13 protein-coding genes are annotated in these 21,297 nt (G+C 45.4%); 2 read left to right on the top strand and 11 right to left on the bottom strand.

Translation table 11 applies throughout. From position 1 onward, the window contains the following. Positions 1-4: 4 nt before the first annotated feature. From H8Z79_RS02470 to H8Z79_RS02435, 8 genes are all read right to left on the bottom strand, one after another. The gene (locus H8Z79_RS02470; protein WP_187002664.1) at positions 5-2,659 is read right to left on the bottom strand and encodes a valine--tRNA ligase; all 2,655 of its coding nucleotides are present in this window, start codon (positions 2,657-2,659) and stop codon (positions 5-7) included. A 118-nt stretch (positions 2,660-2,777) separates the two neighbouring features. After that, complete coding sequence (locus H8Z79_RS02465) at positions 2,778-6,647, bottom strand: ABC transporter permease (protein ID WP_118039845.1); 3,870 nt, start codon at positions 6,645-6,647, stop codon at positions 2,778-2,780. Continuing rightward, entirely contained in the window at positions 6,641-7,357 is a 717-nt protein-coding gene (locus H8Z79_RS02460; protein ID WP_182279237.1) for an ABC transporter ATP-binding protein, read from the bottom strand. The genes H8Z79_RS02465 and H8Z79_RS02460 overlap by 7 nt, the downstream gene beginning before the upstream one ends. A 129-nt stretch (positions 7,358-7,486) precedes the next feature. Next, positions 7,487-7,681 (bottom strand): small, acid-soluble spore protein, alpha/beta type, encoded by a 195-nt coding sequence (locus H8Z79_RS02455; RefSeq protein ID WP_015542227.1) that lies wholly within the window; start codon positions 7,679-7,681, stop codon positions 7,487-7,489. Between the two features lie 67 nt (positions 7,682-7,748). After that, the gene (locus H8Z79_RS02450; protein ID WP_015542226.1) at positions 7,749-7,934 is read right to left on the bottom strand and encodes a PspC domain-containing protein; all 186 of its coding nucleotides are present in this window, start codon (positions 7,932-7,934) and stop codon (positions 7,749-7,751) included. Positions 7,935-7,981: 47 nt separating this feature from the next. Further along, entirely contained in the window at positions 7,982-8,848 is an 867-nt protein-coding gene (locus H8Z79_RS02445; RefSeq protein WP_118039846.1) for a DUF4097 family beta strand repeat-containing protein, read from the bottom strand. Further along, a complete protein-coding gene (locus tag H8Z79_RS02440) occupies positions 8,845-9,540 on the bottom strand; it encodes a DUF1700 domain-containing protein (protein ID WP_015542224.1) in 696 nt (231 codons plus the stop codon). Before H8Z79_RS02440 ends, H8Z79_RS02445 begins: the two co-directional genes overlap by 4 nt. Further along, positions 9,537-9,860: a PadR family transcriptional regulator gene (locus H8Z79_RS02435; RefSeq protein WP_015542223.1), complete on the bottom strand. Its 324-nt coding sequence runs from the start codon at positions 9,858-9,860 to the stop codon at positions 9,537-9,539. Before H8Z79_RS02435 ends, H8Z79_RS02440 begins: the two co-directional genes overlap by 4 nt. 192 nt (positions 9,861-10,052) lie before the next feature. On the opposite strand from H8Z79_RS02435, the gene H8Z79_RS02430 reads away from it, so the two are divergent. Further along, complete coding sequence (locus H8Z79_RS02430) at positions 10,053-11,462, top strand: RsmF rRNA methyltransferase first C-terminal domain-containing protein (RefSeq protein ID WP_118039847.1); 1,410 nt, start codon at positions 10,053-10,055, stop codon at positions 11,460-11,462. A 19-nt stretch (positions 11,463-11,481) separates the two neighbouring features. Here H8Z79_RS02430 and addA read toward each other — a convergent pair whose 3' ends face one another. Together addA and addB are read right to left on the bottom strand one after the other, a co-directional pair. Continuing rightward, positions 11,482-15,207: a helicase-exonuclease AddAB subunit AddA gene (gene addA / locus H8Z79_RS02425; protein WP_118039848.1), complete on the bottom strand. Its 3,726-nt coding sequence runs from the start codon at positions 15,205-15,207 to the stop codon at positions 11,482-11,484. Further along, positions 15,198-18,536 (bottom strand): helicase-exonuclease AddAB subunit AddB, encoded by a 3,339-nt coding sequence (gene addB, locus H8Z79_RS02420; protein WP_118039849.1) that lies wholly within the window; start codon positions 18,534-18,536, stop codon positions 15,198-15,200. The genes addA and addB overlap by 10 nt, the downstream gene beginning before the upstream one ends. A 135-nt stretch (positions 18,537-18,671) precedes the next feature. Here addB and H8Z79_RS02415 point away from each other — a divergent pair, with 135 nt between their 5' ends. Next, positions 18,672-19,112: a hypothetical protein gene (locus tag H8Z79_RS02415; protein ID WP_118039850.1), complete on the top strand. Its 441-nt coding sequence runs from the start codon at positions 18,672-18,674 to the stop codon at positions 19,110-19,112. Here H8Z79_RS02415 and H8Z79_RS02410 read toward each other — a convergent pair. Continuing rightward, on the bottom strand, positions 19,109-21,295 hold the full coding sequence (locus H8Z79_RS02410) for an NAD(+) synthase (protein WP_118039851.1): 2,187 nt from the start codon (positions 21,293-21,295) through the stop codon (positions 19,109-19,111). The genes H8Z79_RS02415 and H8Z79_RS02410 overlap by 4 nt on opposite strands. Between the last annotated feature and the right edge of the window lie 2 nt (positions 21,296-21,297).

The following is a 21,297-nucleotide window of genomic DNA, read 5'->3' as shown; positions in this document are numbered from 1 at the left end:
TTTATTATTTCTCCATCTGTTTAAGCTGTGTATTTACTTTTTCCATCATTTCTTCGTATTTCTGAAGTTTTTCTTTTTCTGCGTTTACTTTTGCTTCCGGAGCTTTATTGACAAAGTTCGGATTGCTCAGCATTCCCTGGCATCTTGCGATTTCTTTCGTGAGACGATCCTGCTCTTTTTTAAGGCGTTCCATCTCTTTTTCGCGGTCAACCAGATCTTCAAGCGGCATATAAACGACTGCATCGGATACAACTACAGATACTGCATCCTCACCAATGCCTTCTTTGCCTTCCTGTACAAGGATTTCTTTTGCAAATGCGAGGTTCACAAAGGATTTCTTGCATGCTTCATATCTTGCACATGTCTCAGCATCTTTGCCAACAATGTGAAGGCTGGTCTTGCGGTTCATCGGTACATTCATCTCAGTACGTGTATTACGGATGCCGCGAACTGCTTCTTTGAAGCTTTCAACTGCTTTTTCGGCCTCCGGGAATACCCATGCTTCCTGATATACCGGCCAGTCGGAAATCATGACAGACTCTTCTTCCGGAAGAAGTGTACAGTAGATTTCTTCTGTAATAAACGGCATATACGGATGAAGAAGTTTCAGTCCTTCGGTCAGGGCTGTTCTCAAAGTCCAGAGTGCATCATTTGCTGCTTTCAGATCTTCATCTGCTTTCCAGAGACGAACTTTCGCCATCTCAATGTACCAGTCGCAGAGTTCATCCCACAGGAAGTCATAAACTTTCTGTACAGCGATTCCAAGCTCGTATTTATCCATATTGTCTGTAACATCACGGATTACGGTGTTCAACTTGGAAAGGATCCATTTGTCTTCGAAGCAGAGATCATTCAGATCTGCCGGCTCAGTTACAGTCTTGCCCTCCAGATTCATCATAATGAAACGGGATGCATTCCAGATTTTGTTTGCAAAATTACGGCTGGACTCTACACGTTCCCAGTAGAAACGCATGTCATTTCCAGGTGCATTACCTGTGATCAGAGTCAGTCGAAGTGCATCTGCGCCGTATTTATCAATAACTTCCAGAGGATCGATACCATTTCCGAGAGATTTACTCATCTTACGTCCCTGAGAGTCACGCACAAGGCCATGAATCAGTACATGATGGAACGGAACTTCCCCGGTCTGCTCAAGTGCTGAGAATACCATACGGATAACCCAGAAGAAGATGATATCATAACCTGTCACAAGGACATCTGTCGGATAGAAGTACTCCAGTTCCGGTGTCTTCTCCGGCCATCCCAGTGTGGAGAACGGCCACAGCGCGGAACTGAACCATGTATCCAGAGTGTCCTCGTCCTGATGCAGATGTGTGCATCCGCATTTCGGGCATTTCTCCGGCATTTCTTTCGCAACGACAACTTCACCACACTCATCACAGTAATAAGCCGGAATTCTGTGTCCCCACCAGAGCTGACGGGAAATACACCAGTCACGGATATTTTCAAGCCAGTGCAGATAGGTCTTGCCAAAGCTTGGCGGAACAAATTCCAGTTCACCCGGTTTCAGCGCATCCATAGCTGCCTTTGCCATCTTGTCCATACGTACAAACCACTGCGGTTTGATCATCGGTTCTACTGTCGTACCGCAGCGGTCATGTGTACCGACGCTGTGATTGTGCGGAACGACTTTCACAAGGAGTCCCAGTGCATCCAGGTCTGCAACCATAGCTTTACGAGCCTCATAACGGTCCATACCTGCGTATTTGCCGCCGAGAGAATTGATAGTAGCATCATCATTCATGATGTTGATTTCTTCAAGATTGTGGCGTTTGCCTACTTCGAAGTCATTCGGGTCATGTGCCGGTGTGATCTTAACGCAGCCCGTTCCGAATTCTTTATCTACATATTCGTCAGCGATCACCGGGATCTCACGGTCAGTAAGAGGCAGTTTCAGCATCTTGCCGATCAGATCTTTATATCTCTCATCTTCCGGGTTTACTGCGACTGCAGTATCTCCGAGAAGTGTCTCCGGACGGGTAGTTGCGATCTCTACGAAACGTCCTTCTTCTCCTGCGATCGGATAATTGATGTGCCAGAAAAATCCGTCCTGATCCTCATGCTCAACTTCTGCATCGGAAATAGAAGTCTGGCATACCGGACACCAGTTGATGATTCTGGAACCTTTGTAGATATATCCTTTTTCGTATAAACGGATGAATACTTCCTGTACAGCTTTGGAGCATCCTTCATCCATTGTGAAACGTTCTCTTTCCCAGTCAGCGGATGCACCAAGCTTCTTGAGCTGGTTGATGATTTTTCCGCCGTACTCTTCTTTCCATGCCCATGCATGTTTCAGGAATTCCTCACGGCCGATGTCGTGTTTGTCAATTCCTTCTTTTTTGAGTTTGTCAATAACCTTAACCTCTGTTGCGATCGCAGCATGGTCGGTTCCCGGCTGCCACAGTGCTTCATAACCCTGCATTCTCTTGAAACGGATCAGGATATCCTGCATGGTCTCATCAAGTGCATGTCCCATATGAAGCTGTCCGGTTACGTTCGGCGGCGGCATAACAATGGTAAACGGTTTTTTATCCGGATTTACTTTTGCGTGGAAGTATCCGTTATCCATCCATTTCTGATAGAGACGGTCTTCCAGACCCTTCGGGTCATATGTCTTTGCAAGTTCTTTGCTCATAATGTCCTCCTGATTAAAAAAAGCATCTCCCATCTACTGTAATTGCATTTTTTCGCCTTGTCAAGACGGATTGCATATTTTTCACAGATTATGGGGTTCCTTGTAGTTATCTATATGCTTATTCCACAGATTTCAGCGATTCGACCATGTCGATCTTTTTCAGTTTGTTGTGCATAGAGATGTTTACGATCACAGAGAAAATGCAGGTGAGCGCGGCACAGTATAAAAAGCTGACCGGGCGGATATTTCGTCCGAACATAACAGCATCCACTTCAATCGTCACAATGATATAACGGTGCAGCAGAATACCAACCCCCGATCCTGCAAGTATTCCTGCAATCGTGAGAAGAATATTTTCCCTCAGAACATACTGCGAAACTTCCATATCAAAGAAGCCCAGAACTTTCAGTGTCGCAAGTTCTCTCTGTCTCTCGGTAATATTAATATTGTTCAGATTATAAAGAACAACAAAAGCCAGCATTCCGGCGGATACGATCAGTACTATGATTACGCTTCCCAGCGTACTGAGCATGCGGTCTACCATATCTACTGTGCTTGATGTGTAGCTGATGCTTAAGACAGCCGGTGATTCCATAATTTTCTGTCCGATCTCTTCAAGCTGATCTTTGTATTTGTCCTTTACCGTAAATACAATGTCACTGTAATCCGGTTTCTCACCAAAGGTTTCTTCATATACCTGTGGAGACATGTATGCATAATGTCCGGCATAATTTTCGGTGATCACCGAAATCTTTACTTTGTATTCTTTGTCGTCTTTTTTCAATGTCAGTTCATCTCCGACTTTTGAGTCGAGAAGTGTCGCTGTTTTTTCACTGACTGCCGCACCTTCTTCCGGCAGCTCATAAGACTGTTTCGTGACACGGTTCTGTAAAGTAACGTCTTTTTTGAATTTTTCCAGATCTTCCGGTACATAAACATACACACTTAAATCTGATTTTCCGTTCGGCGCTGCAAGCTTGGTAAGCTGGATATTTGTATAATGATCCAGATCTTCATTCTGCTCCAGACAGCTTTGCAGTTCTTTTTTCTCTGCATCGGTCGCATCATCGTCCGATATGATCATCGCATCATAATGCTGGAGGTCGGTATACTGAAGATTTACAATATCAGAAATAGAATCCCGTATTCCGTAACCGACCAGCATCAGTGCCATACTTCCTGCAATTCCGAAGACAGTCATAAACAGACGTTTCTTGTAGCGGAACAGGTTTCGAAGAGAGGATTTCCATGTAAAATTCAGATGTTTCCAGAAGAACGGCATCCGCTCCAGAAGGATTCTCCTGCCTTCTTTTGGTGCCGGCGGACGCATCAGGGATGCCGGTGTCTCTGCCAGTGCACGATAGCATGAAAATACAGTTGCCCCGACAGTACAGATCAGTGCCGCCATCGAAGCAGTCAGTGCATACTTAAGTTCATAATGGATCTGCAGTGTTTTATCTACATTGTGGTACATCATTCCATATCCTTTGATAATGATAAACGGCAATATCTTTTCACCGATCAGGATACCGACAATACTGCCTCCTGCCGTCGCCAGAAATGCATAGCTTAAATACTTCGAAGCAATATGAATCTTGCTGTAGCCCAGTGCCTTCATCGTTCCGATCTGTGTTCTCTGTTCTTCGACCATTCGCGTCATGGTCGTAAGACTGATCAGCGCAGCGACCAGGAAAAAGATCACCGGGAAAACCTCACCGATATTTTTGATTCGATCTGCATTATCTCCATAATCTGAATACTCCGGAAGTCCGTTACGGTCTGTGATGATCCACTCCGGTTTTTCCAGATCGTTCAGTTCATTCTTTGCATCGTCTATTTTTTGCCGGCCCTCTTTGATCTCATCCTGCGCGTCCTTTTTGCCATCTTCATAATCTTTCTTTCCGTCTGCCAGCTCCTTGCGTGCATCCTTTAATTTCTTTTCGGAATCTTTTAACTTTTCTTCATTTTCTTTAATTTCTTTTTCGCCATCAGTCAGCTTCTTTTCATTTGCCGCGATCTCCGCTTCGCCTGAATTAAGTTTTGCTTCATTTGCCGCAATCTGTGCATCCGCAGAATCAAGTTTTGCACGGTTTGCATCCAGTTGACTCTGACTGCTCTCAAGTTTCTTAAGGCTTGCATCCAGCTGCTTCTTGCTGGCAGCAAGCGTCTTTTCGTTTGCATCAAGTTCTTTTTGTGCCGGAGCAAGCTTCTCTTCCTCCGCATTAAGCGCTGCACAGCCGCTGTCGAGCTGTTTCTGGTTTTCATTGAGAGTTGCAAGTGTTCCTGCAAGCTCGTTCTTCTTTGCCTGAAGTGTCGCAAGCCCACTGTTTGCGTCCGCCAGATTGTTCTCAAGCTCTGTTTTCTGTGCAGCTGCCTGCTGGCATGCACCAAGCGCTTCCTGTGCGGTTTTTAATGCTTGATCAGCCTCACCAAGTGCTGTCTGTGCATTCCCGAGATTCTGTGCAAGTACTTCTAACTGTGCCTTCGCCTCTTCATCTCCTGCATCAGCTTTTTGTTTTGCCTCATCGTAAGCGGCCTGTGCCACATTTACGGCTTCCTGCGCCTGACTCACAGCACTCTGCGCTGCATCCGTTGCCTGCTGTGCCGCATTAAGTCCGGCGGCAGCCGCTTCCAGCTGACTGATTCCTGCCTCAAGCTGTGGAATCTGTGTATTAAGCTGTGCAATCTGTGTATCCACTGTAGTCTGCCCGGCTTTAACCTGCGCAATAGCTGCCGTCAGCTCCTGCTGCTTCTTATCTAACTCCGCTTTTGCATCGGCAATCTTCTGTTTACCTGCCTCGAATTTCTTCTTAGCCGCGTCAAATTTAGCTTTGCCATCGTCATATTTCGTCTTTCCGGTATTGTACTTTTTCCAGCCACTGTCCAGTTTTTTCTGGGCATCTTCAAGCTGTGCTCTGCCATCTGCCGCCTCTTCTTTCGCAGATGCAATCTGGCTTCTGCCATCACTGATCTGCTTCTTTGCATCGGCAAGCTGTTTCTTACCGTCTTCCAGTTCTTTACAGGCATCTTCAAGCTGCTTTTTGCCATCATTGTATTTCTTCTCGCCGTCTTTCAGCTCTTTTTCGCCATCGTCCAGTTTCTTCTTTGCATCGGCAAGCTTTTCGTCTGCTTCTTCCTTACCGTCTTCTAACTCTTTTTCTGCATCGGAAATCTTGTCCTGCGCCTCCGCCATGACCTCATCATAACGGATCTGACAGCACTCCTCTTCGATTCCCTCGACTTTTTTCTGAATCTTGTCAATCAGATTTTCGTATGCATCGGTATAGCTGGTGACCTTTTCTACCTCATTTGCACGCACATAAATCTGCGTAAAAACCTCCGAGTCAAAATCATCCGGAAGTACATAGGCAAATCCATTCACCTCCCCGGAACCGACCGTCGTATTTCCCCTGTTAAAAGAAATGTACAGCGGACTTTTTCCGATACCTGTGACCGTGTACTCTTCCGTCTTCAGAAGACCATTATCTCCATCCTGCCGGATCACGAGCTTACTGCCCACTTCGTATCCCTGCGATGTCGCAAACGTAGAATCCAGAAAACATTCACCGCTTTTTTCCGGCAGACGCCCTTCCGTCAAAGTAAGCTGATTGACTTCTCTATTTAAAGATTCCACATGAAGGACTTTCTGCGAATCGTTTTCTCCACAGATCACGTCTGTAGAATATGCACCTTCCACACTTCCGACTCCCGAAAGCTCCTGCACTGCCTTCACATCATCTTCCGTCAGCCCCATTGTACCGACGATCTTGAGATTCATCAGTTTTGATGTATTGTAATACGCATCACCTGATAATCTCATATCCGGAGATGCAGCCTGAATACCGGAAAAAAAGGCAACACCGAGCGCAACAATACAGAAGATTGAAATAAATCGTGCCCGGCTCTTGCGGACTTCCATCCAAAAATCTTTATGCAGTGCTTTTTTTCTCTGTTTTCTTTTTCCTGTTCCAGATGCCTTTCCTACCATTCAATCTCCTCCACCGGTGTAGGATACTCGTTCATTTCCATTGCGGAAACCGTTCCGTTCTTAATATGGATCACACGATCTGCCATCGGTGTCAGCGCCGAGTTGTGTGTGATGACGATTACGGTCATTCCCTTCTGACGGCACATATCCTGTAAAAGCTTCAATATTGCCTTACCGGTCTGATAATCGAGCGCACCCGTCGGTTCATCACAAAGAAGAAGCTTCGGATTCTTGGCAAGAGCGCGTGCAATGGACACTCGCTGCTGCTCTCCACCGGAAAGCTGCGCCGGAAAGTTTCCCATACGTTCTTCAAGCCCAACCTCTTTCAGAACTTCTCCTGCATCCAGCGGATTTTTACAGATCTGCATGGCAAGTTCTACATTTTCCAGCGAGGTAAGGTTCGGCACCAGATTATAAAACTGAAATACAAATCCGATGTCATCCCGGCGGTAGGCAGTCAGCTGGCGGCTGTTATAATCTGTGATATTTTTACCGTCCACCAGTACCGTCCCCTTCGTTGCAGTGTCCATGCCTCCGAGGATATTGAGAACCGTCGTTTTGCCCGCACCGCTCGGTCCGACGATCACGACAAATTCTCCTTTTGATATTTCGAAACTGATCTCATCGACTGCTTTGATCTCAACTTCACCCATTTGATATATTTTGGATACCTTATCAAGTTTTACATATGCATTCTGCATATCTGCCATAATTTTCTCCTGTTTTCTGTTGTTCTGTATAATAAGTTTCTGCCTGCGGATAAATCCGAAACATGTCATTTTTATTATAACAAAAAAACACCGTCCGGAACAACATCCGAACAGTGTTTTTTCTGTGTCCTATCTTTCATTTTCTTTACGTTTGCTAGCCACGAGTCCGCCGATCCTGCCGGTTTCTTTTGCTGACAGGCTTTTCCATCCGCCCTCCAGTACTTTATCCAGCACTCCCAGCTCCTGCGCGATCTCATATTTCAGCTTTTCTTCTTCCGGAAGTTCATTCTTAAGATAGGCCTCCACTTCTTTTTCCTTATTCATGTCCTGATTACTCCTTTTATTCATTTCTCAGAGTATGGACATTTTTTCAGAAAAATATACACCTTTATCAGCTCTTCGGAATAACGATCGCAGCAATGATGTATGCCCAGATGCCTGCACCACCGAAGCAGGTCAGGATCACCCATGCAAGACGCACCAGTGTCGGATCAATATCGAAGTATTCTGCAATACCGCCACAGACACCGCAAAGCATGTAATTAACAGATGATTTGTAAAGTCGTTTATTACTCATAGTAAAATCCTTCTTTCTGAAAAACTTTGATTTCCTTGTTCTTATCATTACTCAAAATCTACGGTGATGTTTCCCACCCCACAGTCAAGATCCATCTTTCCGGATGCTCCGGGATTGCTGATTTTTTTCTCATGTCCGATACCACTGTATGAACTGTCACCAATATCTATCTCACCTGCGGAACAGGAGATTTCATAATCATAATCTGACTCTTTCCCATTGATATCAAGATCGATATTTCCGATCCCACAGTCTGCTTCCAGATTCTGTACGTTCAGATTATCCAGATCAACATTTCCTGTGCCCACGCTAATATCTGCCTTTTCCGCTGTAACTGCACCATCATTTAAAAATTCTCCTGCTGCTACAGATACCTTAAGTTTTTTTGCATAAAAATCATCATCCAGATTTATGGTACCGGCCGCCACCTCTAAGGACACATCCTCAAATTCTGTTTTCTTCGGATAGCTGACCGTGATTTCTCTGTCCTGTACCCTGCCGATGCTTTCCAGAACCAGAGTCTCGTCTTCCTGTCCGACACGTACTTTCTCTCTATCTTTCCCTGAAACTTCAACTTTTATCTCATTTCCATTGTATTCTTTAAGATAAAGTTCCCCTGTTCTTATAGAAAGATCAAGTTTTGACACTCCGTCAAACAGATAGATTTCCCCGTTCGTTCCGGCCGCCTCTTTACTGTCCGATTCATCAATCTCATCCCAGTCCTGATTCCAGTCATCTTCATCCCCAAAACTTACATATTTTACAGTCTGCCGGACAGCACTGCCGAATCCGTCTTTTGATAAATTTAGTCCCGCGATCGTTGCTCCCATTGAAGCACCGCCTATCGTCAGGCCGATCCCCACTACACCTGCTGCCGCTGCTATGACCAGTACCACTTTTGAAAATTTTCTCATACCCGGTCGCCTCCCTTTTTGCCCCTGTTTAATATATTGCCGCAAAAATCTGTGAACCTGCGAAGAATTGCCGGAAGTGCACGGCTCGCCGCCCATACAAAAAATACAAGTCCAACCAGTCCAAGAGAAAGCAGAATCAGGCCGATGCCAATTCCAAGAGCACCAAATGCCGGTGTCGCTGTCACACAGGCGCCAATACCTGCGCCGATTGCAATCACTGCGATTGCAAAAAGTGCGATAACAACTGCCCCTGTGCCCAATACAAGGATAAGCGGAAGTAGGATCAGGGCCACAATAAATCCGATGATTCCGCCGACTGTGCCCTTGATCAGTGGCGCAATAAATACCAGAAGGATCAGTACAAGTATCACGCCTGCCTTACCGCCCCTGCGTTCTGCATGATAGCCTTTCTCTGAACGTCTCTGTGGCATCTGACGTTCATCATCTGCACGCTCATCCTGATATCCGCTTTCTGTAAATTCTCCGTAATTCTGCGAACTGTTCTTTAAGTCTTCTTTGATGATCGCTGCAACTTTACCCGGGCTTCCAAGCTCCCGGATCACCTCTGCCTCCTGATCTTCTCCGGCATCGTCAAAATAACTCTCATAATAATCAAGAGCCTCCTGTCTTTCTTCCTCAGAGATATCAGAAAGCAGTTTCTTTAACTGTTCCATAAACTGCGCTCTGTTCATAATTCTATGCCTCCCTCAAACAGCTTCGAAATCTTCGTCGAATAGGTTTTCCATTCAACTCTGTAGAGATTCAGCTGTGCCATGCCTTTCTCTGTGATCTTATAATATCTGCGGTTCCTGCCTGCATAAGCCTGATCATACGTCTCCAGACATTCATCCTTCTGCAGTCTCCGCAGCACCGGATACAGCGTTGATTCGGATACATCCAGCACACTCCGTACATCCTGGGTGATCTTATAGCCATAGGTTCCGTCTTTTTCCTTCGATACTACAGCTAAAACGATCGCATCCAGAAGTGCCGCACCTGTATTAAATACCATGCTCTCACTTCCTTTTTATATTGTCTGTAATATTGTTTATTAATACAATATTATTTCGTTAGCAATACTATACGATATATAATATAGTTTTGTCAATAGTATTTTCTATTTTCTTCAACTATTTTATAATTTCATTATATTTAGTTCCTGTGGACGAATCCTCAGGACATTTTACTGAATGAGGAGAATTTCATGTCTGACTATAACATTACCGATCTACTCTCTCCTGCATTTCTGGAACGTATGCAGAAAATGCTCGGAGACGAATACGAAGATTTTATAAAAAGCTATGAAGCGCCACGCACCTACGGGCTGCGTGTCAATACCGCAAAGATAAGCTGTGAAGAATTTGAAAAAATCGTGCCGTTTCCGGTCACCCCGATCCCGTGGATTCCGAACGGATATTTTTATCCCGGGGATGTCCGCCCTTCTTTCTGTCCTCTGTATCAGGCAGGACTTTATTATCTGCAGGAACCAAGTGCCATGACACCGGCATCCTGCCTTCCGGTCACTCCGGGTGAAAACATCCTTGATCTTTGCGCGGCACCGGGCGGTAAAGCGACTGCACTGGGTGCCATGTTAAACGGCAGCGGACTTCTTGTTGCCAACGATATCAGTTCTTCCAGAACTCGCGCGCTGCTTCGAAATATAGAACTTTTTGGCATCGCCAATGCATTTGTAACCAATGAGACACCGGCTCATCTGAAAAATCGTTTTCCGGAATTTTTTCACAAAATCCTGCTGGATGCCCCCTGCTCCGGTGAAGGTATGTTCCGTAAAGAAGACGCACTTGCCAGAGACTGGACACCGGAAAAATCCGAGGAGCTTTCCGTTCTCCAGAAAGAACTGATCTTACAGGCTGCGGATATGCTGCGTCCCGGCGGACAGCTTCTTTATTCTACCTGTACCTTTGCCCCGAAAGAAGATGAAGGAGTCGTTTCTTATCTTCTCGAAAACCGCCCGGATATGAAGCTTATGGAACTTCCTGCTTACGAGGATTTCACTCCCGGAGTCCCGGCATGGGGAAACGGCGATCCGGCGCTTTCCCACTGTGTTCATCTCTTTCCTCATAAAATGCAGGGGGAAGGACACTTTATGGCTCTGTTCCGCAAAGAAGGCCGCACGGATCTGATTGGTCAGTTTTCTTATGCAAAGCCCAATCCGGACACCCGTAAATGGCTGGAACTTTTCTTTCAGGAAATCGGACTCAAAACACTCGGCGGCCAGGCATTCGACTGGAACCGTGTCGAAACACGTAAAGACAAAGTTTACTATCTTCCGCCGGTCACCGGTGATTTCCGTGGCCTCACCTTCCTTCGAAACGGATTATATCTCGGAGATCTCAAGAAAAATCGTTTCGAACCGTCCGAACCATTTGCACTTGCCCTTCGAAAAGATGATGCAGACGGGATCATTTCCCTTTCTGTTAATGACCAGCGGCTTACCCGTTACCTGAAAGGTGAAACCCTGAATATAGGACCGACAGAAGCTGCCCATACAAAGGGCTGGCATCTTCTCTGCGTCGAGGGCTATCCTCTCGGTTTTGGCAAGCTGGTCGGTCAGACTTTCAAAAATAAATATCCCGCAGGCTGGAGAGTTTAATCTCCTGCCCTGCGGGACTTCAGACCGGGATCATTTTCCCAAGTGCAAATGAATAAATATAGGTTTCTTTTACTTTTTTCTGCAGCATACGCTCCAGTGCCTGCGCATAATCCTCAAGCTGCGTATGATAAAGGTCGATCAGATGCTGTTCTTCACCTTTTCGCACCCTGTCTGTCTTGTAATCGACAAGTACGATTTCTTCATCTTCTATAAAATAAGCATCGATGATTCCCTGTACCAGAACAGTCTCCTCACCATTCCAGTCTTTTTCGATATTTTTCATACTCTGTGCAAGTACAAATGGCTGTTCTCTGTATAACTGATCCGCCTCGAAAGCTTTTTTCATACGCTGACCGATCTCAGAATGCAAAAATGTCATAATATCCTGTATTCGGATGCATTGCGCTTCTTCATATGCCATTTTTTTAGCTTCTGTAAGTGCAGTGATCTGTTTGTGGATCTGACTTTCTGAATCCACTGACATATAATCCAGACATTCCATCAGACGGTGATATGCTGTTCCCCGTGCTGCCCCCTTATATTCTTCGTTTCCTCCGGATACAAAATCCGGCACCAGAGGCACGATATCCGGCTCTGAAAACAATGCTTCCTCCCGGTCATTTTCCCCGTGCCAGCTGCGCTTCTTCAGTTCAGAAACACTGACTTTCACCGGAAGATTCCTTAAGTATGCATGCGGATACTGATAACTGAAACGCTTTTCCAAAAACTCGTGGATCTCTTCATCATAAATTCTGTTACTGTCCCATTCTTTCAGAAGTTTTTCCTGCATCTGTGTATCCGTCTGCCCCAGAATTTCTCCCTGTACCAGTTCTGTCACGGTCACCTTATGCACGATAAACTGCGCATTTTCCTTCTCGCAGACCGCAGCCGGTCTCTCTGTAATTCCATATTCATGGAGCAGCCCCTGCATTGCAGGATGTCTTGCAAGTGCCGGCAGAATATAAGACCAGTAAGTTTTTGCCTTTCCGCGCACTGCAATCGGAAGCAGTGGCTCTTCATGATCCATATAAACACTTAATGCTTTACAGACATCCGGCAGTTTACCGATGCATCCTGTGATGATCAGCTTTTCCTTCGCTCTTGTCAGTGCTACATAAAGCACACGCAGTTCTTCTCCCAGACTTTCTCTCTGTAACTGTCTGCGGATGATCTGCTTATGAACCGCGGAAAGAATCAGTCTTTTTTCCGGAAGTATCACATCTACCCCGAATCCCATATCCGGATGGATCAGGAAACGACTGTTGATATCCTGAAAATTGAACTGTTTCCCCATTCCGGCTGCAAATACGACCGGAAACTCCAGTCCCTTGCTCTTGTGGATCGTCATGATCTGCACCGCACCACTTCCGGCATCCGCAAGATTTACTTCGCCAAAATCCACCTCATACTTCTGGAGCTTTTCGATATAACGGACAAAGTTAAACAGTCCACGGTAACTCGTCTTCTCATAATCCATTGCTTTTTCCACAAGCATATGAAGGTTTGCCCCGCGCTGCGCACCTCCCGGCACAGCTTTTACATAATCCGCATAGCCAGTCTTCGCCAAAATACGAAGGATCAGTTCATGCACCGGTGTATACGCAGATAAATTCCGCATCTCTTCCAGTTGCTTACGAAATCCACATAATTTTTCCTGTAAACATTTTTCTTCCTCTGTCAGGATTTCCCGTTCCGCTTCGCAGTAGGCACACAGACTCTCATACAGCATTCTCTCCGGGCAACGACTCTTAAGGATTGCAAGCTCCTGCACCGTACATCCCACGATCGGAGAATGCAGTACACCGGTCAGTGGAATATCCTGTAATGGATTATCACAGACTCTCAGATAATTCAAAAGGGTAACGACTTCCTGTGCTGAGAAATATCCTGTCCGCGATGCACTGTAAACCGGAATGCCCTTGGATGTCAGCACCTGACTGAACGGTTCCGCCCATCCTGTCGCCGAACGAAGCAAAATCACGATATCTCCGTACTCAACCTTCCGGTATCTGCCGGTCTCTTTATCCAGCACTTCCTCATTGCCGACCATTTTGCGGATTCGCTGTGCAATAGCCAGTGCCTCCAGCTCCTGTACTGTCTGATTTCCATTTTCTTCTTCTGACAGTTCTTCCCCGTCCTTTTCGATCAAAAGAACTTCTGTCGTATTTTCGGAGTCATTTGTTTTCTCTCCCACTATATGTTCTTTTTCCGGAAAAGAAGCTCCTGTATAAAGCGCATTTTCGTCGTCATAAGTAATGCCCCCTATATCTTCCCCCATAATCTGGCGGAAAATGTAATTAACCGAAGATAAAACTTCTCTCCTGCTTCGAAAATTTTTGTACAAATCCACACGCTGTTCTTTTGCATCTTCAAGAGAATAGCTGTGGTATTTCTCCATAAAAAGTTCCGGTCTTGCAAGTCGGAATCTGTAAATACTCTGCTTTACATCTCCTACCATAAAAATATTTTTACGTCCATCCGCCCAGCCGGACACCAGATTAGTGATCATTTCCTGTACAAGGTTGCTGTCCTGATATTCGTCCACCATTACTTCCTCATATCTGGCAGATAATTCTTTCGCAGCAGTACTTGGAATGATATCTTCGCCTTCTTTTTTCATCAGTATTTCCAGGGCAAAGTGTTCCATATCCGAAAAATCCAGAACATTTTTTTCTCGTTTTTTTGCCGCAAATGCTGCTTTAAACTGTAATGTGATCCGTGCAAGTCCCTCCATAGGTTTCCGGCAGTATTTCAATGCCTCCAGAATATGTTCTTCAGACTGGCTGAAATAATGCTCTTCAAGTTCTTTCCATAAATGTTTTTCTGTATCACGAAGGTCTTTCACCAGTTTCTTCTTTTCCTCATCTACATTCAGATCTTTTTTGGCAGAAAGACGTGCATATTTATGTGCTGCAAGAAGTGATGTCATGCTATTATAGTCCCTCTTTGCTGCACGTTCTTTTGCTTCTTTCAGAAGGAGACTGTCACTTTCCAATGCTGTTTCGTAAAAATACGGACCATCGATTTCCCGGCAGATATGTGTGGCACATTCCAGCAGTTCTTCAATTTCTGAAATACTTTCCAGCGCAGCATTCCACAGAAGCGTCATCCACTTTGTATTACGCAGTTCTATTACGTTATCCACCTGATAGACTCTCTGGCATTCTTCAATCCACTCCTCCGGAAACGGATGACTCATAGAAGCATCATATAACTTATAGATCATATCCCGGATTTCATCATCGGTTTTGCCGTTTGCATAACACTCTGCCAGATTCAGAAATTTCTCATCTTTCTGCGCATATGCCTCTTCCAGCACTTCCTTCATCACATCTTCACGCAGAAGTTTCAGTTCTCCTTCTTCTGCTGTACGATATCCCGGATCCAGATCTATCATATGAAAATAATTTCGGATGATATATGCACAAAAACCATCGATGGTCGTAATCTGTGCATTATGTATCAGTGATGTCTGACGCTGAAGGTGTTCATTATCCGGATTATCGTACAGTTTCTGTTCAATTGCCGCTGAGATACGTTCTTTCATTTCTCCGGCAGCCGCGCGGGTAAATGTCATGATCAGAAGACGATCTATGTCGACTGTTTTCTTCGGATCGCAGATCTTGCTTAAAATACGTTCTACAAGAACGGCAGTTTTTCCGGATCCTGCTGCTGCACTTACCAGAATATTCCGGTCACGGAGTGAAATCACTTTCTGCTGCTCCTCAGTCCATATTACTCCCATTCGTCATCCACCTCCTTTGCAAATGCTTTCCATATCTCATCGTCTGCAAACTGCTTCAGTCTGCGGAACTCATATCCCGGGATTTTGCGGTCAAATCCGCATGTCCCCTGATACGGGCAGTACGTACATGCATTCCGATTGCCCATCTCATAAGGCGAAACTTCTGCATTACCGTCCAGTATTGCCTCCCGGATATCAGTAATCTTCTTTTTGACATAGGCACCCAGAAGTGCAAACCCCTGCTCATCAGCTACTGAAGAACCTTTCCTCAGTTCCCCCTTCGTTGTGTAGGACAACGGCAGGGAGATTGTTGTCTTATCCAGACCTTCGATCACATCTCTGTCTGCCATGACCAGACCATTCATTTTGAGTTTTTTAAAGATCTCCGGATCCAGTCCGTCCAGATCATCTTCCATCTCTTTTTGCAGCATAGGATCTTTGACATTGTAATAAAAAATTCCTGCCGGCTTCACCTCTGCATCCGGATATTTGCGCTGTTCTGCCTTTACCGCCGCATCCATGTAGACGACAAGCTGCATCTGCAGACCGTAATAAATGCTTACCAGATCAAATGTCGTATTTCCCGTCTTGTAATCAATGATCTTTACATAGACTTTATCGTCTGTCTTCATGATATCCAGACGGTCAATACGTCCTCCGCCGATTGAAACTTCAAATCCCTCCGGCTGAAATTTACCGTTTCGAAGCTGTTCCTGCAATGCCCACACAGTTCTTCTAAGGATTCTTCGCGTACGCTCGATCATATACCGGTTCCTTGCACTGCTCTGAAGGATCGTATTGCCATAATCGGCGCTGATCCTGTCCAGACATTCATCCGCGATCGCATCCCGCAACTCATCCGAAAGCACACTCCAGTCCAACTTTCTCCTGTGAAGTTCTGCCGCAAAATCTTCCAGTGCCTGATGGATCACATTTCCCATATCCATCGCCTTAAATTCGTATTCTGCACGTTCTTTTACTTCCAGTCCGTATTTCAGGAAATGCGCAAAAGCACATGCCGAAAAACGTTCCAGTCTCGTTGCACTGTTCGGTGAAACTTCCCCGTACAGAGCTTTCGCTACGCTTTTGCTGATCTGATCGACCGGTTTGCGAATAAAAGCAGCTTCTATGAGTTTTTTTGTTGCTGTACGATATCTCGGACTATTCAGATACCAACTATACAGTTCCGCAAAAATCAGATTATCTTTTCTTTTTTCTTCATCAGTCAGTCCTGACAGAAAATATTCCACTGCTGTATTCGGAGTCTCAATAAGTTCCAGCTCATTCTGTGGTTTTTCCGCACGCTCTGTCTTAAGCTTCGGAAAAAGTGTCTGCACTGTCCGGATCAGAAATGCCGGTCCCGTCGCTTCTCCTTTTCCATTGGACATACTGTACGAAAGGCAGAGTCTCTCGGATGGCTTCGTGAGGTTGAGATACAGATAAAACCTCTGCATATTCATCAGTTCTTTTGGTCCCGGTGCCAGTTCAATCCCCTGCCCTCCCAGAAAATCTCTGTCCATCTCTGTAAGGATTCCTCCTGACTCCGTATTTTTCGGTATACATCCTTCATTGACTCCTGCAAAAAACAATGCACGGATATCTTTCAGCCTCGTTCTCTCCATATCACCGACCAGTACCTGATCGATTCCCGGCGGGATCAGTGCTACCTTCGCCTGTCCCATGCCTGTTTCAAGGAGCTGGCGATATTCCTCCGCAGATACTTTTTCTTCTCCCAGAATGCTGACCATTTTATCGAGAAGATTCATAACTATACCATAAATCTGGGCATATTCTTTTTCCATGGCACGGTCGCCGCGCTGCTTAAATAAAAGCTCCTGTACTGCAAGTTTTTCCTGCACGCGGCTCTGCACAATAAATTCATATAGACACCTGCTGTATTCTGCGACTGTTTTTTTCTTTCCGGCAAAACCTTCTGCAAGAGATCGTACCTCCGTCATGAAACGCTCCCGTATATTATTCAGTTCCATGATTGACTCCGGATCCATGTCACGGCTGAGTCGCACCCATCCCTCATCCCATTTTCGAAATCCATGAATTCCAAGTGCCAGTACATAATTTTCCAGACGATCTGTCTCACTTCTGGAAATATCGGACATACCGCAGCGCAAATACCGGAACACGCTTTCATAGCTGAATCCCTGACTTACCATCTCCAGTGCCGCACGTACATATTCCACGAATGGATTCATCAGTACAGAATGCTTCTCATCTATAAAAAACGGAATCCCGGCTTCTTCAAAGACATGTCTTGCAATACTTCCGTATTCTTCCAGATTTCCTGTGATCACTGCAATCTGCCCGTAGCGGTACTGTGAATCCCGTACCAGCCGGATAATTCTTCTTGCAGTCTCCTGCATCTCTCTCTCCGGTGTCCCTGCCTGAAAAATCTGCACTTCTTTTTGCTCTTTATCATAACTTCTTCTGCGATAACGAAACAGATTCTGCTCCAGGAATCCAAGGGCAGGCGAATCAGCAAACCGGGAACTGCTGCCACTCTTTATCCAGACTGGTTCTTCCATATCTTTTGTAAATTCACTTAAAGAGCGAATCATTTTATGACTCATATAAAACAATTCATGTGGCTTTCCCTTTGCAAGCAATTCCTCTCTGACATCCATTGTGACTGTCACAGAAACTTTTTTGCAGACTGCCAGCAGTTCCCGGATAACCGTATGCTGTACCGGTGTAAATCCCGTATAACCATCAAGTATGACTGTACTTCCACGTAGTTTCTGTGAAAACGGAATTTCCTTTGCAAGTACTTCCAGCACCTCTTCTGATGTCATAAAATGGTCCGACAGATATTCCCGGAATGCCTGATAAAGAACCGACACGTCTTTTAATTTCATCTGCAAAAGCGGCTTGCCCTCTGCGTCATTGATCATCTTATCCATCTCTTCTTCATGGACTTCATACTGCATAAACTCCGAGATCAGGGATTTCACTTCATCAAGATAGCCCGGCTTTTTCATCTGGTTTTTCAGATAGACAAGATTTTTCCGGTTCATTTGTACCAGTTTCTGAAGAACCATATTCTTTCCGGTCTCTTCCAGAATTTTCCGTGTATCTCCTCCGACTTCCTCAAAAATACGGTATGCCAGTCGTTCAAAGCTCAATACATCAATATTTAAAATTCCTTTTTGCGGATGCATTTCCACGAGTGTTTTCTGCGTCTGCATGGTAAACTGCTCCGGAACGATTACATAATACATATTTGCCGGATTTCGTGAGGCTTCGCATATCACATTCTGATATGCTGCGTACGATTTACCCGCGCCGGAATTTCCAATGATAAACTGAAGTGACATAAAACCCTCCCTGCTAAACATTTACTTTTATGATACATATTTCAGTAAAATATGAATAAGATATACAGAATCATATCCCGCAGTACCCCTGGGCATCGCACCGGGAACCGGACCATCGGATCAGGAGGCTTCAACATGAGTTCGAAAACCAAAATCATCGTCTTACATATGAAAGAGGTAATCTATACCGGAATTTTTCTGCTGCTCCTTGTGATCTTCGGGGTAGTGATGCTTCTTATGTTCGGCCCCGGAAAATCTGAAACGGCATCCTCAGATACCGTTTCAAAATACACACCCGGGATTTACCGGACCTCTATTCGATTAAATAACAACAGCTTCGATGTCGAAGTGACCGTCGATCAGGACAGTATCCAATCAATTCATCTCGCAAATTTGAGTGAAAGCACTTCTGCCATGTTTCCTCTGGTTGAACCTGTACTGGATTCGCTTGCCAGCCAGATTTATTCTGCACAGTCACTGGAAAATCTAAAGTATTCCAGCGACCAGAAATATACAGCACTCATGCTGATCCATGCCGTTGATGAAGCTGTCGCAAAAGCTGAGACTGCCGGTTAGATCCGGATCTGATCCAGTTCTTTCTTCCACAATGTTGCGCACGCATCACTCGGCATGCGGAGATCTCCTCGCGGAGATACAGCAACGCTTCCGACTTTCGGGCCATCTGGCAGGCAGGAGCGTTTAAACTGCTGCATGAAAAATCTGCGATAGAATGTCTTAAGCCACTTCAGGATTGTCTCATCATCATATTCTCCGGCAAAAGCATTCTGAGCCAGACGGAAGATTTTTTTCGGCGGGAATGTCCAACGAAGCATGTAATATAAGAAAAAGTCATGCAGTTCGTACGGCCCCACAAGATCTTCCGTCTTCTGGGAAATCACACCGTCTTTCGGCGGGAGAAGTTCCGGACTTACAGGAGTATCCAGAATATCCAGAAGGATATCTGCAAGTTTCTGATCTTCGCAGGTATCTGCATAATATCTTACCAGATGACGTACCAGTGTCTTCGGCACGGAACTGTTGACTGCATACATGGACATATGATCACCATTATAAGTAGCCCATCCAAGTGCCAGCTCAGACAGATCACCGGTTCCGATAACGATACCACCGGACTGGTTTGCAATATCCATCAGGATCTGGGTACGTTCCCTTGCCTGACCATTCTCATAAGTGACATCATGTACTTCCGGATCATGCCCGATATCTCTGAAATGAAGATTAACCGCCTCACGGATATTCACTTCTTTCAGCGTTGCCCCCAGACATTTGCTTAACTGGCAGGCATTGTTGTAGGTACGGTCAGTCGTTCCGAAACACGGCATTGTAACAGCCGTGATCTTGCTTCTGTCCATACCAAGCATATCAAATGCACGCACTGTGACAAGAAGTGCCAGCGTAGAATCCAGTCCGCCTGACAGACCTATCACAGCATTCTGGCAGTGAATATGTGCAAGCCGTTTTTTCAGTCCCATTGCCTGAATATTCAGGATTTCGTCACAGCGGCGCTCTCTTTCTTCTTTGATTCCCGGTACAAACGGTCTGGAATCAAATTTACGGGTAAGAACTGTCTCTGTATTTTCCAGTGTAAACGGTGCTTCGTTATAACTGATGTCCTTCCCTTCCGGTGCCAGATCCGGCGCAAACTGACAGGTTGTCATTCTTCTTCGTTCATTGTCCAGACGGTGGATATCAAGATCTGCATAGATTACACCATTGGTGAATCTTCGGCTCTCAGCAAGAATCGAGCCGTTTTCCGCAATCAGATTATGACCTCCGTAAACGACGTCCTGTGTGGATTCACCTTCTCCCGCAGTTGCATAAATATAGCCACAGAGAAGTCTTGCAGACTGCGCACTCACAAGGCTCTTACGGTAAGAATCCTTACCGACAACTTCATCACTCGCGGACAGATTGACGATCAGATTTGCACCATGGAATGCATGTGCAACGCTCGGCGGATTTGGTACCCAGAGATCTTCACAGATTTCTGCTGCAATCTGCAACTTCGGCATGTCCTCGCTTGTAAAGATCGTATTCGGAGAGATCCAGATATCTTCCTCATAAAGCTCGTCATCTTCCATCTCATCATCGTCAAAAAAATCCTCATCATCGAAGTCCCCGTCGTCGAAATCCTCGTCGTCGAAATCTTCATCATCGAAATCCTCGTCGTCGAAATCTTCATCATCGAAATCTTCATCATCGAACTCTTCAATTTCTTCGAGTTCTTCAAACTCATCAAAAGATGCCATCTCAATGTCAAATTCCACGTCATCAAAATCGCTGTCATACCGTTCTTTGTACGCTTCGCGGTCAATGTGAACCGTGCCGTCGACATGCTCTCCTGAAGTAAAATATCTTGCCTCATAAAACTCATTATAATTTGGCAGATACGTCTTCGGTACAAACCCAAGGATTTCACCGTGATTGAGTCCTGCTGCCACATTATAAAGCTTACCATTGTATTCCAGAGGAAGTCCGACAAAGATCAGTGCGTCCACCTCTTTTGTTTCTTCTGCAATACGGACAAGCTGAACTTTCGCCTCTTCCAGAAGATTCTCCTGCCAGAACAGATCTCCACAGGTATATGCAGTGATACAAAGTTCCGGAAATACCATAACCTTTGCACCCTGTTCTTCCATCTCATGGATCATACGGATGATTTCTGTTGCATTATATTCGCAGTCAGCCACACGGACATCCGGTGTAGCGGCAGCTACCTTGATAAAACCGTCTTTCACAG

This window comes from Blautia intestinalis (assembly GCF_014297355.1).
GTDB lineage: Bacteria > Bacillota > Clostridia > Lachnospirales > Lachnospiraceae > Blautia_A > Blautia_A intestinalis.
Note: the sequence above shows the minus strand (reverse complement) of the source record. Positions and strands in the feature narration are given on the sequence as shown.